Consider the following 12,874-nt stretch of genomic DNA (forward strand, 5'->3'; position numbering starts at 1 on the left):
GCCCGGCTAGAGAGGGATGACCACGGGGGTGTCGTCGTCCGCGCCGCTCTTCTTCTTCTTTTTCTTCTTCACGGGAGGCTTGGTCTGCTCGGGAGTGGGGGTGGTGGTCTGCTTGGACGCGCACAGCTGGGTGCAGGGCGGGGTCTCGCCCATCTGCTTGCGCAGGGTGATCATTTCTTTGCGCGGGGAGACGGTGGGGTTGCCGTCGTCCCAGGCGTCCAGGTAGGGCCACGGCCGCACCACGCCCCGGCGCACCCACCAGTACTGGGACGAGACCGGCCAGGAGATGGCGAAGTAGAGGTTGCTCGCGGTGTCGCGGGCGTTGCCGGAGTTGCCGACGCGGCCGAGCGCCTGCCCCGCCTTGACCTTGGTGCCCGGCTTGACACCCTCCTCCACCGAGTCGAGGTGGCCCCCGAGGTACAGCACGCCGTCCTCGCCCTTGACGGTGACGAAACGGCCCTCGCGGTCGGGGCCGCGGTCGGTGGAGGGGGACCAGAGGTTGTTGACGTTGACCTCCTGGACCACTCCGTCGACCGGCGACACGAACGCGCAGCCCTTTCTCGCCCAGATCACGGTCTTGGGGAGCACGAGCAGCTTGCGGGCGTACGAGGCCTTGCACCCCTTCACGGGGAAGGCGTACGTGTAGGAGGACATCTTCGGCGGCGGGACCCGCACCGGCGTGTCCCCGGGCGGAGGCGGGACACGGCCGGGCCGGGAGCCGGCGCTCGCGGCCGTGATGCCGTTCCCCGGCGGCGGCGGCGTCGGCGGCAGCGTGCTCACTCCCGCGACTCCGGCGGGCGCGCCGCAGGACGCCGCGAGGAACGCGGCGCCGGCGAGGGCGGCCAGTCTCCCCGATCGCATGATCTCCACCTGGTCGACGTTACCGAACCTTTCCTTTGTAACGGACCAAGTCCCGCATCACGACCGATTCGGGAAAGTCGTGACATGTCGGCGCCCTGGCGGCGGGGCGTCCGGGCTGTCGGAGGCAGGCTCTAGACTCGCCAGCGTGGCAGGGCGAAGCGGTCGGATCAGTGACGAGGACATCGCGCTCGTGCGGGAGCGCTCGCCGATCGCCGACGTCGTCGGCGAGCACATCCAGCTCCGCAACGCGGGCGGGGGCAACCTGAAGGGGTTGTGCCCGTTCCACGACGAGAAGTCGCCCTCCTTCAACGTCACCCCGGCCAGGGGTTACTACTACTGCTTCGGCTGCGCCGAGGGCGGCGACGTCATCACGTTCGTCCGCAAGATCGAGAATCTGACGTTCAGCGAGGCCGTCGAGCGGCTCGCCCAGCGCGCCGGGATCCAGCTCCGCTACGAACAGGGCGGCTACGTGCCCGGGCGCGAGCAGGGCGAGCGGCTGCGTCTGATCGAGGCGCACCGCGCCGCCGCCGAGTTCTACGCCGAGAGGCTGGCGGCCCCGGAGGCGGCTCCGGGGCGGCGGTTCCTGTCCGAGCGCGGCTTCGAGCGGGCCGACGCCGAGCACTTCGGGGTCGGCTACGCGCCCAACGAGTGGGAGGCGCTGTCGCGGCACCTCATGGCCCGCGGGTTCACCTCCCAGGAGCTGATCAAGGGCGGGCTGGCCCGCGAGGGCAGGCGGGGTCCCGTCGACCGGTTCCGCGGCCGGCTGATCTGGCCGATCCGCGACATCACCGGAGACGTCATCGGCTTCGGCGCGCGCAAGCTGCTCGACTCCGACGACGGCCCCAAATACCTGAACACCCCAGAGAGCCCGATCTACCACAAGAGCTCGGTGCTGTACGGCGTCGACCTCGCCAAGCGGGAGATCGCCAAGCGGACCCAGGCCGTCATCGTCGAGGGCTACACCGACGTCATGGCCTGCCATCTGGCCGGAGTGCCGACCGCGGTGGCCACCTGCGGCACCTCCTTCGGGGAGGACCACATCAAGGTGCTGCGCCGGCTGCTGCTCGACCAGGCCGAGTTCCGGGGCGAGGTGATCTTCACCTTCGACGGCGACTCGGCGGGGCAGAAGGCCGCTCTGCGCGCGTTCCAGGACGAGCAGAAGTTCGTCACGCAGACCTTCGTCGCCGTGCAGCCCGACGGCCTCGACCCGTGCGACCTGCGGGTCAAGCAGGGCGACGCCGCCGTGCGCGACCTGATCGCCAGCCGTGAGCCGCTGTTCGCCTTCGCGATCCGCAGCACCTTGTCCCGCTACGACCTCAACACCAACGAGGGCCGTCTGGCCGCGCTGGACGCCGCCGCGCCCGTCGTGGCCTCGATCAAGGACCCGGGGCTGCGCAAGACCTACGTGGTGGACCTCGACCGCTGGCTCGGCTTCATGGACGAGGGCTTCGTCATCCAGCGCGTACAGCAGGTCGCGGGGCGCGCGCAGGAGGGCGCCCACGCTCCCGGACACCGCCAGACGGGCCGGACGGCGGCGGCGCCGGCGCGGTCCGCCCCGGTGCGACAGGAGCCTCTGGACCCGGCCGTCCGCCTGGAGGCGGAGGCGCTCAAGCTCGCCGTGCAGCGGCCCGCGCTGCTCGGGCCGGAGTTCGACGCGCTCGGCGCGGCGGCGTTCACCCTGCCCGAGCACGTCGCCCTGTACGAGCTCGTCCTGGCGGCAGGGGGGACCGTCGCCGGAGGGCCGGGCGGGCGCGAGTGGGTCGACCGGCTGCTGGAGCAGGCGGACGCGGGGACGCCGGACGGCCCCGGCGCCGATCTGAAGCCGCTCGTCACCCGGTTCGCGGTCGAGGCCGTGCGGGCCGACGTCAACGTCGAGGAGCGGTACGGCGCCGCCGTCCTGGCCAAGATCCAGGAGGTCGCGGTGGGCCGGGCGGTCGCCCAGGTCAAGTCGCGGCTGCAGCGGCTCAACCCGGTCGACGAGCAGCAGGAGTACAACCGGCTGTTCGGCGAACTCGTGGCGCTGGAACAGCAGCGACGGGTGTTGCGAGAACGCGCCAGCGGGGCCTGAATAAACGTCCCTTTCCAGATCTCACAGTCGCCAAACATATGTTTTGATCTCGATTCGGTATTGACTTCCGCCTTACCTTGAGTGACAAAAATAGGCCTGCCATTTAGAGGTGCCTTTCCTGCACACTGTGTTGCGTGGGTGCATCGGTGCTGCCAAGCAGGCCGCCATCGGTAGATCAGGTGGCGGACCTTGTCGCGAAGGGAAGGGAACGCGGGAGCGTCACGGTTGAGGACGTGGCCGCCGCGCTCGACCGATCCGAGTTGCCCGCTGACGCGCTGGAGCGCGTCGTGCGGATGCTCGCCGAGAACGGGGTTGAGGTCCTCGAGCCGCAAGGCGACGAGGAGCCCGGCAAGCCGGACGAGGAGGATATCGGCAAACGCGCTCCGACCAGCGACCTGGTCAGGATCTACCTCAGGGAGATCGGCAGGGTCCCGCTGCTCACCGCCGAAGAGGAGGTGGAGCTGGCCAAGGCCATCGAGGCGGGCCTGTTCGCGGAGGACAAGCTCTGCGAGAGTCCCGCCGCCAGGTTCGCCCGGCCGGAGCTGGAAGACCTGGTGTGGGAAGGCGTCCGCGCCAAGCAGCGGCTCATCGAGGCCAACCTCAGGCTCGTGGTCTCCATCGCCAAGCGCTATGTGGGCCGCGGAATGCTGTTCCTGGATCTTATTCAGGAGGGCAATCTCGGTCTCATCCGGGCGGTCGAGAAATTCGACTACACCAAGGGATACAAGTTCTCGACCTACGCCACCTGGTGGATTCGCCAGGCGATCACCCGGGCGATCGCCGACCAGGCGAGAACCATCCGGATTCCCGTGCACATGGTGGAGACGATCAACAAATTGGTCCGGGTGCAGCGGCAGCTTCACCAGGACCTCGGCCGGGAGCCGGCCCCCGAGGAGATCGCCGCCGAGATGGACCTGCCCGTCGACCGCGTGGTGGAGATCCAGCGCATCGCCCAGGAGCCGGTCTCGCTGCAGGCGCCCATCGGGGAGGAGGACTCCGACCTCGGCGACTTCATCGAGGACGCCGACGCCGTGGTGCCGATGGAGGCCGCGGCCTTCATCATGCTGCAGGACCAGCTCGACGACATCCTGGCCACGCTCTCGGAGCGCGAGCAGCGGATCATCCAGCTAAGGTTCGGCCTCTCCGACGGCCACCCCCGCACGCTGGAGGAGGTCGGCCGGGAGTTCGGTGTGACGCGTGAGCGCATCCGCCAGATCGAGTCCAAGACGCTGGCCAAGCTGCGCCACCCCACCCGGGCCCAGATGCTCCGGGACTACCTGGACTGACGCTCTCGGACCGCGGACGAGCGCCTCCCTCGGGGGGCGCTCGACGCGTTTGCGGTGCCGACCGTGAGACGGACCCATGGAACGATCCATATGCGGCTCATGTCGAAGGCTGCGAGCATCGCGGGCGACCTGGAAGCCGAGCGATCCGGAAGGTGAATGACGTGAGTGAGCCCGCGGTCCGGCCGAACGAGACGACAGTGCCGTTGATGCCGTGCGTGTCGGTGGAGGAGACCCTGGCGTTCTATGAGGCGCTGGGATTCGAGGCGACCTACAAGCAAAGCAAGCCCTATGTCTATGTGGCGCTGCGGTGGAGCGGATTCCAGCTGCACTTCGGACCGGCGCCCAAGGACCTGGATCCGGCCCGGGAGCAGTCCGGAGCCTGCCTGGTCATGGTCGACGCCGTGGCGCCGTACCACGCGACGTTCGTCGCGGCGATGCGCCGGGCCTACGGGAAGGTGCTGAGCTCCGGCTTACCGCGGATCACCCGCTACCGGCCCGGCGCGTCCCGGTTCACGCTGATGGACCCGTCCGGGAACTCGATCATCTTCATCCAGCGCGACGAGCCGGCCGAGCTGGAGTACGGCGGCTCGAAGAAGCTGACGGGCCTGTCCAGGGCGCTCGACAACGCCCGCATCCTGCGCGAGTTCAAAAACGACGATCTGCAGGCCTTCCGTGCGCTCAAGTCCGCGGTGCGCAGGCACGGCGCGGACGCGGCGCCGGTCGAGCGGGCCATCGCCCTGTGTCACCTCGTCGACCTGGCCACGGCGCTGGGTGAGCCTGCCGACCCCTGGCTGGCGGATCTGCGTGCTCTGGAGCTCACCGCGGACGACAGGCGGCGCGTCGAGTCGGAGCTCGGGCATCTCACCGGGCTCCAGGAGTGGCTCCCCTGACCGCGGAGGAATCCGTGGCCCTCGCGCCCGGCGCCGTACGAGGGGGTGACCGGGCCGCCGGATAGCCTCGGGGGTGTTAACGGTCGTCGTACGCTGGCGGTGTTCCTTGACTCCTCCCAAGCCCTCGCTGTCCCGCCTGTTCGGCTCCAGGCTGCCCCGTGAGGTCCGTACGGCTCTCGCGCTGGACAGCGGCGAGCGCCCGATCAGCCACGCGCTGACGCCGGAGGGCGGCCACATCGTCGCCACCACCCGGGCGCTGCACCTGCCGGACGGGCCGCGCCTGCCCTGGCACCTGATGGACAAGGCCGTGTGGGACGAGGAGGGCGTGACGGTCACGATGACGGACGGAGCCGTCCACCGGGCCCTCCTGACGGAACCGGGGAGACTGCCGGAGACCATCCGCGAAAGGGTGACCTCGACGATCGTCGCGAGCCGCCATGTGACCATCAACGGCCGCGGGGGAGTGCGCCTGGTCGCCCGCCGCATTCCCGGCTACGACACCCCGCGCTGGGAGTTCATCTTCGACCCCGGGCTCGACGCCGACGACCCGGGCCTGCGCGCCCACGCCGAGCAGGCGCTGGAGGAGGTGCGCCGCAGCCTCGGCGTCTGACGACGGCACGGCCTGTCCATGGCATGATCACCTCGCATGAGATGGCGAGTGACGATGGCGGCCGTGCTCGGGATCGCGGCCCTGCCGGTGCCCGCGCAGGCGGCGGCGGTCGACGTGGTGGCCGCCGTGCGGCGGCTTGAGGCTCAGGGCAGCCCGGTGAAGATCTTCCAGCACGCGTCGGTCGCCTGGCCGCGCGACTCGCGGTTGGACGAGTTGCCCCGTGGTTACTGCAAGGGCGGGAGCAGCGACCCCAACCTGACAGGTATGGCGCGGCTGGGCCCCGGCGGGGTCGTGGCCGCGGACGTGAAGCGGTCGATGCTGTGGGACAACTGCAGTCTGCAGTTCCTGAGAGAGGACGCCGCCGGCGGCGACCGGCGCGCGGGTGACCTCGCCCGCGTCGGCTTGGCGGCACTTCGGGTGCGCAGCGTCGGCGGTGTGCTCTACGGCGCGGGCCCCGCGTACGGCGGCACGTCGTGGGCGAAGATCGGGAAGGCGCCCGGTGGCGCGGCCCTGTACGGTGACCAGATCATCGACGCCTTCGACCTCGGGACGCTCAGGGCCCTGGTCGCCTCCGCGTCGAGCAGCAGGCCGGGATCGGCGGTCCACGACGCCGACGACCGCGCGGTCAAGAAGACGTGGAGCTATCGCGGCACGACCACCTTCGGCAAGCTGTTCGCGATGTCCAAGCCGTTCCGGACGATGCTCGGAGGGCGGCTCGATCCCCGGTACCGCGCGATAACCGTCTTCTGGGGGATCGCCACCGACCTGACCGGGAAGCCGATCGTGGTCCAGGCGGTGTGGCGGCCCGGCACGGGGTATCCGGCGGAGTCCGTCGCCGTCTCCACCCGTTTCAGCTGGGACGTGAAAGCCTCGATCACGGCTCCGCGCACCGGCAGGACCGCGCGGGACCCCTACGGGGACGACGTCGTCGACCTGTTCCGTTCGTGAGAGCGTCCCGCCGCGGCCGTGCGGGCGGGCCACGGCCGGCGGCGGGGGCCCCGCCGTCCGTTCCCGCGGCCCGCCGGCCGCCATCGAAGCATGGTCTGCCGGGGATCGGCTCAGGGGATCTGGTCGGCGCCGGCCGGCCAGCCGGTGGCCGTGCCGACCCGGTCGGTCCTGTCGGACTCCCAGGTCTCCGTCTTCTTCAGGAACGGCACCTTGTCGCCCGCGAGGTCCTTGGCCTTGCCCGCCACCTTCGAGGCCTGGGCGCCCACCAGCCCCGCCGCCTCCTGCACCGTGGGGCTGTCCGCGAACCGCTGCGCGAAACGCTTGATCTGCTCGTAGCGCTCACGCCCGGCCCGCGTGCCGAGGACGTAGCCGACGGCCAGCCCGGTGGCGAACATCGCCTTGTATCGCATCTTCCACCTCCGCGCTCGTGTTCCCCGCCCCCCTACCCCGAGGGCCTGTCTCTATCCAACAGCAGCCGATCCGGCCCTGCCCGGGCGGGTTCCCGGGCCGTCCGGGCGCTCTTTGCCGTACGCCGATCAAGACCCGGCGACTCGCGGACGATTTCGATGTGACAGACACCCCCCGGAGTGCGCTAATCTAGTTCCGCGCCGCAAGGAAAGCCGAAAGGCCGGAACGAGCGGAGCAGGGCAGTAACCGCAGTAACCGCAGTACAGAGCACGATCCCGTGTAGCTCAATCGGCAGAGCAGCCGGCTGTTAACCGGCAGGTTATAGGTTCGAGTCCTATCGCGGGAGCAAGTCACCTCGGGGCGGTGGTCACAGACCACCGCCCCGAGGTTTTCGTGTGGCCGATGCGTCGAACGTCCTGTTGCGTCGCCGGCCTCTGGCCGCCGGCCCTGGCGGTGCCGAGGGCGCCGCTGCCGGTTCCCCGACGACCGGACACGACTTGTCGAAGTTGATCCAGCCACGCCAGGTCCGTGGGGCAAGGACGGTACCGCAGGTCATCCTCAGCCATGGGGGCTCCCGATTGCGTGTGAGTGATCAGGATGAGCAGCCGCGCCGGCGGTGCAAGGGCGCGTTCCAGACAGCGGTCACTCGTTGGTGCGGCCGCGCTTGCGGTTGCTGGTGTGCCAGCTCGCGCGCATCGTCTTGGAGACCCGGTTGGTGTCGCTTCTGGCGCGGGCCGCGTAGAGGCCGAGCTCCTCGGCCTCCCGGGCCAACTCGTCGCAGTTCGGCGCCCACGAAATGGCCTCCTTAACGGTGAGCGCGCTCGACGTGAGGAGATGCATGGCCCGGTCGACGTCGCCCTCGATCAGGGCGTCGGACGCCTGCCGCTTGGCGTCCTGCACGTCCTGCAAGAGGCGTTCGGCGCGGACCACCGGGTCGGGGATCCGCCCCGCGGCCTCGTTTCCCGGAACCACGTTGACGGTTATGGGCAGGGCGGCGGTGTAGGTGGTCAGGCTCTGCGTGGCAAAGCAGGTCAGCGTGATCTCGGCGACCGTGGCGAGGCCGAGCGTGGCGATGCCCGGCACGGCCAGGCGCACCAGAAGCTTGCGCCGCTCCCCGCCGTAGAAGTCACCGAGCTCCACGAGCATCGCTCCATGCGGCAGCGGGGACACGGATTGCGCTGAGACGGCAACGGGAAGGCTGGGCACGCGATACCCCTCGGTAGTCCCGGCCTGACTCCGGGCTCCCAGCAAACACGGGTACTTTACGTATCGTGATGAGCCTCTGACTTGAAGTGTTCATATTCGCCGGGGCGGGGCTGGTGCGTAGACTCGAAGGCATGACTGCCGCACACGACTACGACGACGTACACCACCTCGTCGAGCGGCTGACTCCAGATCAGCTGGTCGAGGTCCGGGCGCACGCGCTCCGGCTGGTCAGCGGTCGCCAAACCTTCGTGCCGTGGAGCGAAGTCAGGCGCACGGCGGCCCGCTTGCCCCGCATCGACTACGCCGAGTTCCGCAGTGACGTCGATGCTGTGATCGATCAGGACACCCTGCTCGGGGATGGCCAGTGAGCGACCCTCACAACCTGTTGCCGGACACCTCCGCCATTATCGATCTGGAACGACTCGACGAGCTGCACGTCGCTGACGCCCTCGACTGTCGGCCAGGCGACCTGCGTCCGGCGATCAGCTCCATCTCGATGGCCGAACTCGCAGCCGGTCCTCACGCGGCCAAGACCGCCGACGCACGAGCCGTTCGGCAGGCGCTGTTGCAGTGGGCGGAATCCACCTTTGATCCGATCCCTTTCGACACCGATGCCGCCCGTGCCTACGGAATCATCTACGCGCTCGTCCTGGATCTCGGCCGTCAGCCGCGCAAACGGCTCGCCGATCTGTTCTGGCCATCGAGCGGCCGCTGCTGCGGCTGCCGGAAGATCCGTTTGAGACCGGCCGCTGGTTCACACCCCGGGTTGACCGGTTCGCACAGGTCACGGTCCGGACCAACAAGTACTCGGTGCCGGTTCGGCTGATCGGACGCCGGGTCCGGGTGCTGCTGCACGCCTCGGATTTGGTCATCTACGACGGCCATGCCGAGGTCGCCCGTCATGAGCGGCTGCCCGGCAGGTCCGACGCCCGCCTGGACCTGGACCACTACCTGGAGGTGCTGGTCCGCGGCGCGCTGCCCGGATCGACCGCGCTGGAGCAGGCCCGCGCGGCCGGGAAGTTCACGCCTGTCCACGACGCCTGGTGGGCCGCCGCACGCAAGGCCCACGGCGACGCCGCCGGTACCCGGGCGCTGGTCGAGGTCCTGCTGCTGCACCGTCACATGGATGGCGAGCACGTCGTCGCCGGCCTGGCCGCGGCGCTGCGAGCCGGGGCGCTGACCGCCGACGCCGTCGCGCTGGAGGCCCGCAAGGCCCCCGACGAGGCCGGCGGCCGACCGACCGCCGACCACACAGCATCCACGCTGTCAGCCCCGTCCGCGGTCACGTCCCTGGCCGCCCGCCGCATCGAGAAGCTGCCTCCCGAGACCCGGCCGCTGCCATCGGTCACCGCCTACGACCAGGTGCTTCGCCGAACCCGAACCGCGCAGGAAGGAAACGCCCGGCCATGACCTTCAAGCCCCGCCGCGCAATGACCGAGCAGGCCGCCGACGCCGCCGTCGACCAGGCCTGCCGGCTGCTGCGTCTGCCCACCATCCGCACCCAGTTCCCCGAACTGGCCGATGCCGCCGCCCGCGAGCAGACGTCCTACCGCGGCTCCTCGCCGAACTGCTCATGGCCGAGTGCGACGACCGCGCCCGCCGACGCTCCGAGCGGCGCATCAAGGCCGCCGGGTTCCCCCGGGACAAATCGCTGCGCTCCTTCGACTTCGACGCCAACCCCAGCATCGACCCCGCCGTCATCAACACCCTGGCCACCCGCGACTGGGCCCAAAAGGGGCTCCCGCTGTGCCTGATCGGCGATTCCGGGACCGGCAAGTCCCACCTGCTCATCGCCCTGGGCACCGAGGCCGCGATGGCCGGCTACCGTGTCCGCTACACCCTGGCGACCAAGCTCGTTAACGAGCTCGTCGAGGCCGCCGATGACAAGCAGCTGACCAAGACCATCGCCCGCTACGGCCGCGTCGACCTGCTGTGCGTCGACGAACTCGGCTAGATGGAACTTGACCGCCGCGGCGCCGAACTCCTCTTCCAGGTCCTCACCAAAAGAGAAGAGAAAGCCAGCGTCGCGATCGCCTCCAACGAGTCCTTCAGCGGTTGGACCAAGACCTTCACCGACCCCCGCCTGTGCGCCGCCATCGTCGACCGCCTCACCTTCGGCGGCAACATCATCGAGACTGGCACCCACTCCTATCGCCTCGCCGCGTCGCTGCTCAGCTACATCGGCCATCCCGCCTACGGGCCGGACGCCTTCCGCGCCGACCTCGACCGCTTCACCTTCCTCCTCGGCGACAGCGACGGCGAGCACCTCTTCAAGCCCCGGCCAGAATGAAGCCATGAGCTTCACAGCAGCCCGGACCGGGCAGGTTCTCTTCCTCAACGGGACGTCCAGCTCAGGCAAGTCGAGCATCGCCGGGCAGCTCCTGCTCGTCCTGGATCGCCCCTTCTTCCACCTGCCCGTCGATGCCATCAACGCGATGCGCGCCCGCCAGCGCACGCTGGAGCTGGATCCCGGCGAACTGGCCGCCGTCCTGGCCCGGACACGGGCTGGCTTCCACCGCGCGGTCGCGGGCATGGCCCAGGCCGGCAACGACCTCGTCGTCGACTACGTCCTCAGCGAGCAGTGGCGCCTGCTGGACTGCCTCACCGTCCTCAGCGGCCTGGACGTCGTCTTCATCGGCGTCCGCTGCTCAGAACAGGAATTGGCACGCCGGGAAAAGGAACGCGGCGACCGGCAGCCCGGACAGGCAGCCGCCCAGCTCCGGCAGGTCCACTCCTACGGCGCTTATGACATCGAATGTGACACCACCGCAACCAGCCCCCGTGACTGCGCCCTGACCATCAAGCAGTCCCTTGACCAGCTCCCTACACCCCGAGCCTTCGACCGCCTTCGATCCGAATTCCTGCGCTAGCCACTACAGAGCCCGGAAGACCTGGGCCCTGGCGGGGCCCAGGGTGCGGTCATTTCCCGCGAACAAAAATCACGGTCCCGCCCGCCAAGTGCGGTCGAAACTCACGAACGAAACCAGTTGATCCGCGGACGGCTGGAGCTGGGCCGGAGCGGGGGCGCGCGGGACCTGGTCCGCTGGTATCGCCGGGTCGGCGAGTCGTGGCTGAAGCGGCGCATCCGACCGTGGGCACAGAGAATGGGCGTCGAAGTGACCGGGCTGCGCGTGCTGCCGCTCGGCTACCGCTGGGGGTCCTGCTCATCGGACGGCAAGGTCAACATCCACTGGGCGACGATGCAGCTGCCGCCCACGCTCATCGACTACGTGCTCGTGCACGAGCTGGCCCACCTGCTCAGGCACGACCACAGCGCGGAGTTCTGGCGGCTGGTGGAGCGGGTGCTGCCCGGCTACGAGGACTGCCGGGAGCGCCTGCGCCGGCTCGGCCCCGACCTGTGGCTGCCCGAGGAAGGACGCTGACGAGGCGGAACGGCCATGGGGTGAACTCAAGCGACGGGGACCCCTCATCCTGTCCGGCCATCGCCCGTGTAGCGGCTACTCCGGCATCTCATCCCTGAGGGTTCCCCCTCAGCGGCGGGTTCTGGTGACGGCCTCGCCGAAGTGCCGGCAGTTGAACCAGGCGACGCTCTCGGCGTCCCATCCGTGCAGGACGAAGCTCGCAGGCCCTTTCTCGATCAGAACGCCCTGCGCGGTCAGGAGCCCGCGGAAGGTGAGGTGCACAGCGTCGTATTCGCGGGCGAGGGCACCCCAATCCACTAGATGCCGACCGTTGTCACATGTGGCGTATCTGCTCACCAACGACCAGTCATCGGCAGGACCGTCGATCGTGAAGATCCTCACGTTCCGCGGCTCGAAAAGTAGACAGTATTCGGTCAGTTCAGCGGGGTCGACGGGAACGTGGGAACTCTCGATGGCCGCCTGCCAGGAGCTATGCCCCCGGTCAACCAGTGACGATGTCCAAAAGACCCGTTGCGGCTTCACGACGACGCGGCCAGTCGAGGGCGGCGGCGGCGCTCCCGTATCCGCCCGAGGCGTCCGACGTACGTGAAGGTCGCCGAAATGAATTTGCGGCGAAGACGCGCCGGCGAGACGGCGTGCGAGCGGGTGCGACTCCAGGACCTCCGCGACGAGGCGGACCGCGTCGAGCGTGCACCGCTCGCCGTCGAACACCTCTTCCGGCGTGTCGTCGCCCTCAGACAATCTCAGCGCCGCCAGAACGCACATCTTGTACAGGTCCCAGAAGTCGCGGGACCTGCGCCACTCATCGGCCCACTGCACCCAGTAGGCCGCATTGCGGCCGACCGGTGACCGGAGGAGCTCTGCCAGCGTCTCTTCCACTCACACCGCCTTACCCAGGAGTACAACCGGCGACCAGCGGACGCTGGAGTTACGCCGCCAGATCGGCGAGATGGAGAGGCGCTCCGGCGACCTCGTCGGTGCCCACCTCACATTCGCCGAGTTGTACGACGAACTGTGCCACCGCTACGGCCGAGACCACCCCGCGACCGCACGAGTGGGAGAGAGCCTCGCTGTGCTGGAGATCTGAAAGCCGCCGGTGTGCGGATCCGGCGGACAAACCAGGGGAGATCGCGGAGACTGTCGCGGGAGCAAGTCACCTCGGGCACCGGGTCATTCACCGCCACCGCTACCCCCTCGCCGACCACGAAAGCGAT

At 69.3% G+C, this 12,874-nt stretch carries 15 protein-coding genes, 1 tRNA gene and 1 pseudogene; 13 read left to right on the plus strand and 4 right to left on the minus strand.

The window, feature by feature from the left end; genetic code table 11:
• Nucleotides 1-6: 6 nt before the first annotated feature.
• Complete coding sequence (locus AB0O28_RS38235; RefSeq protein WP_363647632.1) at nucleotides 7-861, minus strand: M23 family metallopeptidase; 855 nt, start codon at nucleotides 859-861, stop codon at nucleotides 7-9.
• A gap of 145 nt (nucleotides 862-1,006) precedes the next feature.
• On the opposite strand from AB0O28_RS38235, the gene dnaG reads away from it, so the two are divergent.
• The 5 genes from dnaG (at nucleotide 1,007) to AB0O28_RS38260 (ending at nucleotide 6,663) form a co-directional block, all read left to right on the plus strand.
• Nucleotides 1,007-2,929: a DNA primase gene (gene dnaG, locus AB0O28_RS38240; RefSeq protein ID WP_363647634.1), complete on the plus strand. Its 1,923-nt coding sequence runs from the start codon at nucleotides 1,007-1,009 to the stop codon at nucleotides 2,927-2,929.
• Nucleotides 2,930-3,075: 146 nt separating this feature from the next.
• The gene (rpoD, locus tag AB0O28_RS38245) at nucleotides 3,076-4,215 is read left to right on the plus strand and encodes an RNA polymerase sigma factor RpoD (RefSeq protein ID WP_363647658.1); all 1,140 of its coding nucleotides are present in this window, start codon (nucleotides 3,076-3,078) and stop codon (nucleotides 4,213-4,215) included.
• 161 nt (nucleotides 4,216-4,376) lie between these two features.
• A complete protein-coding gene (locus AB0O28_RS38250) occupies nucleotides 4,377-5,105 on the plus strand; it encodes a glyoxalase (RefSeq protein ID WP_363647636.1) in 729 nt (242 codons plus the stop codon).
• A 106-nt stretch (nucleotides 5,106-5,211) separates the two neighbouring features.
• Nucleotides 5,212-5,715, plus strand: coding sequence for a hypothetical protein (locus AB0O28_RS38255; protein ID WP_363647638.1), 504 nt, complete (start codon nucleotides 5,212-5,214; stop codon nucleotides 5,713-5,715).
• A 36-nt stretch (nucleotides 5,716-5,751) separates the two neighbouring features.
• Nucleotides 5,752-6,663: a hypothetical protein gene (locus AB0O28_RS38260; protein WP_363647640.1), complete on the plus strand. Its 912-nt coding sequence runs from the start codon at nucleotides 5,752-5,754 to the stop codon at nucleotides 6,661-6,663.
• 110 nt (nucleotides 6,664-6,773) lie between these two features.
• Here AB0O28_RS38260 and AB0O28_RS38265 read toward each other — a convergent pair whose 3' ends face one another.
• Nucleotides 6,774-7,073 (minus strand): YtxH domain-containing protein, encoded by a 300-nt coding sequence (locus AB0O28_RS38265; RefSeq protein ID WP_363647642.1) that lies wholly within the window; start codon nucleotides 7,071-7,073, stop codon nucleotides 6,774-6,776.
• A gap of 271 nt (nucleotides 7,074-7,344) precedes the next feature.
• Here AB0O28_RS38265 and AB0O28_RS38270 point away from each other — a divergent pair.
• A tRNA-Asn gene (locus AB0O28_RS38270) sits at nucleotides 7,345-7,417 on the plus strand.
• A 296-nt stretch (nucleotides 7,418-7,713) separates the two neighbouring features.
• On the opposite strand, the gene AB0O28_RS38275 is transcribed toward AB0O28_RS38270, so the two are convergent.
• Nucleotides 7,714-8,217: a hypothetical protein gene (locus AB0O28_RS38275; RefSeq protein WP_363647644.1), complete on the minus strand. Its 504-nt coding sequence runs from the start codon at nucleotides 8,215-8,217 to the stop codon at nucleotides 7,714-7,716.
• Between the two features lie 191 nt (nucleotides 8,218-8,408).
• Between AB0O28_RS38275 and AB0O28_RS38280 the strand changes: the two genes are divergently transcribed.
• From AB0O28_RS38280 to AB0O28_RS38305, 6 genes and pseudogenes are all read left to right on the plus strand, one after another.
• On the plus strand, nucleotides 8,409-8,645 hold the full coding sequence (locus AB0O28_RS38280) for a hypothetical protein (RefSeq protein WP_363647646.1): 237 nt from the start codon (nucleotides 8,409-8,411) through the stop codon (nucleotides 8,643-8,645).
• Nucleotides 8,642-9,103, plus strand: a complete 462-nt coding sequence (locus AB0O28_RS38285; protein WP_363647648.1) for a hypothetical protein — start codon at nucleotides 8,642-8,644, stop codon at nucleotides 9,101-9,103. The genes AB0O28_RS38280 and AB0O28_RS38285 overlap by 4 nt, the downstream gene beginning before the upstream one ends.
• Nucleotides 9,088-9,687, plus strand: coding sequence for a hypothetical protein (locus AB0O28_RS38290; RefSeq protein ID WP_363647650.1), 600 nt, complete (start codon nucleotides 9,088-9,090; stop codon nucleotides 9,685-9,687). The genes AB0O28_RS38285 and AB0O28_RS38290 overlap by 16 nt, the downstream gene beginning before the upstream one ends.
• A gap of 163 nt (nucleotides 9,688-9,850) precedes the next feature.
• Nucleotides 9,851-10,567, plus strand: a pseudogene (istB, locus tag AB0O28_RS38295) (IS21-like element helper ATPase IstB).
• Nucleotides 10,568-10,571: 4 nt separating this feature from the next.
• The gene (locus tag AB0O28_RS38300) at nucleotides 10,572-11,147 is read left to right on the plus strand and encodes an AAA family ATPase (protein WP_363647652.1); all 576 of its coding nucleotides are present in this window, start codon (nucleotides 10,572-10,574) and stop codon (nucleotides 11,145-11,147) included.
• 51 nt (nucleotides 11,148-11,198) lie between these two features.
• Entirely contained in the window at nucleotides 11,199-11,660 is a 462-nt protein-coding gene (locus AB0O28_RS38305; RefSeq protein WP_363647660.1) for a YgjP-like metallopeptidase domain-containing protein, read from the plus strand.
• A gap of 108 nt (nucleotides 11,661-11,768) precedes the next feature.
• On the opposite strand, the gene AB0O28_RS38310 is transcribed toward AB0O28_RS38305, so the two are convergent.
• Nucleotides 11,769-12,539 carry a hypothetical protein gene (locus tag AB0O28_RS38310; RefSeq protein WP_363647654.1) on the minus strand — a complete coding sequence of 257 codons (771 nt, stop codon included), beginning with the start codon at nucleotides 12,537-12,539 and terminating at the stop codon, nucleotides 11,769-11,771.
• Nucleotides 12,540-12,609: 70 nt separating this feature from the next.
• Here AB0O28_RS38310 and AB0O28_RS38315 point away from each other — a divergent pair, with 70 nt between their 5' ends.
• The gene (locus AB0O28_RS38315) at nucleotides 12,610-12,747 is read left to right on the plus strand and encodes a hypothetical protein (protein WP_363647656.1); all 138 of its coding nucleotides are present in this window, start codon (nucleotides 12,610-12,612) and stop codon (nucleotides 12,745-12,747) included.
• Nucleotides 12,748-12,874 lie beyond the last annotated feature (127 nt).

It is taken from the genome of Microbispora sp. NPDC088329 (assembly GCF_040685655.1).
In the GTDB taxonomy this organism is placed as follows: Bacteria; Actinomycetota; Actinomycetes; order Streptosporangiales; family Streptosporangiaceae; genus Microbispora.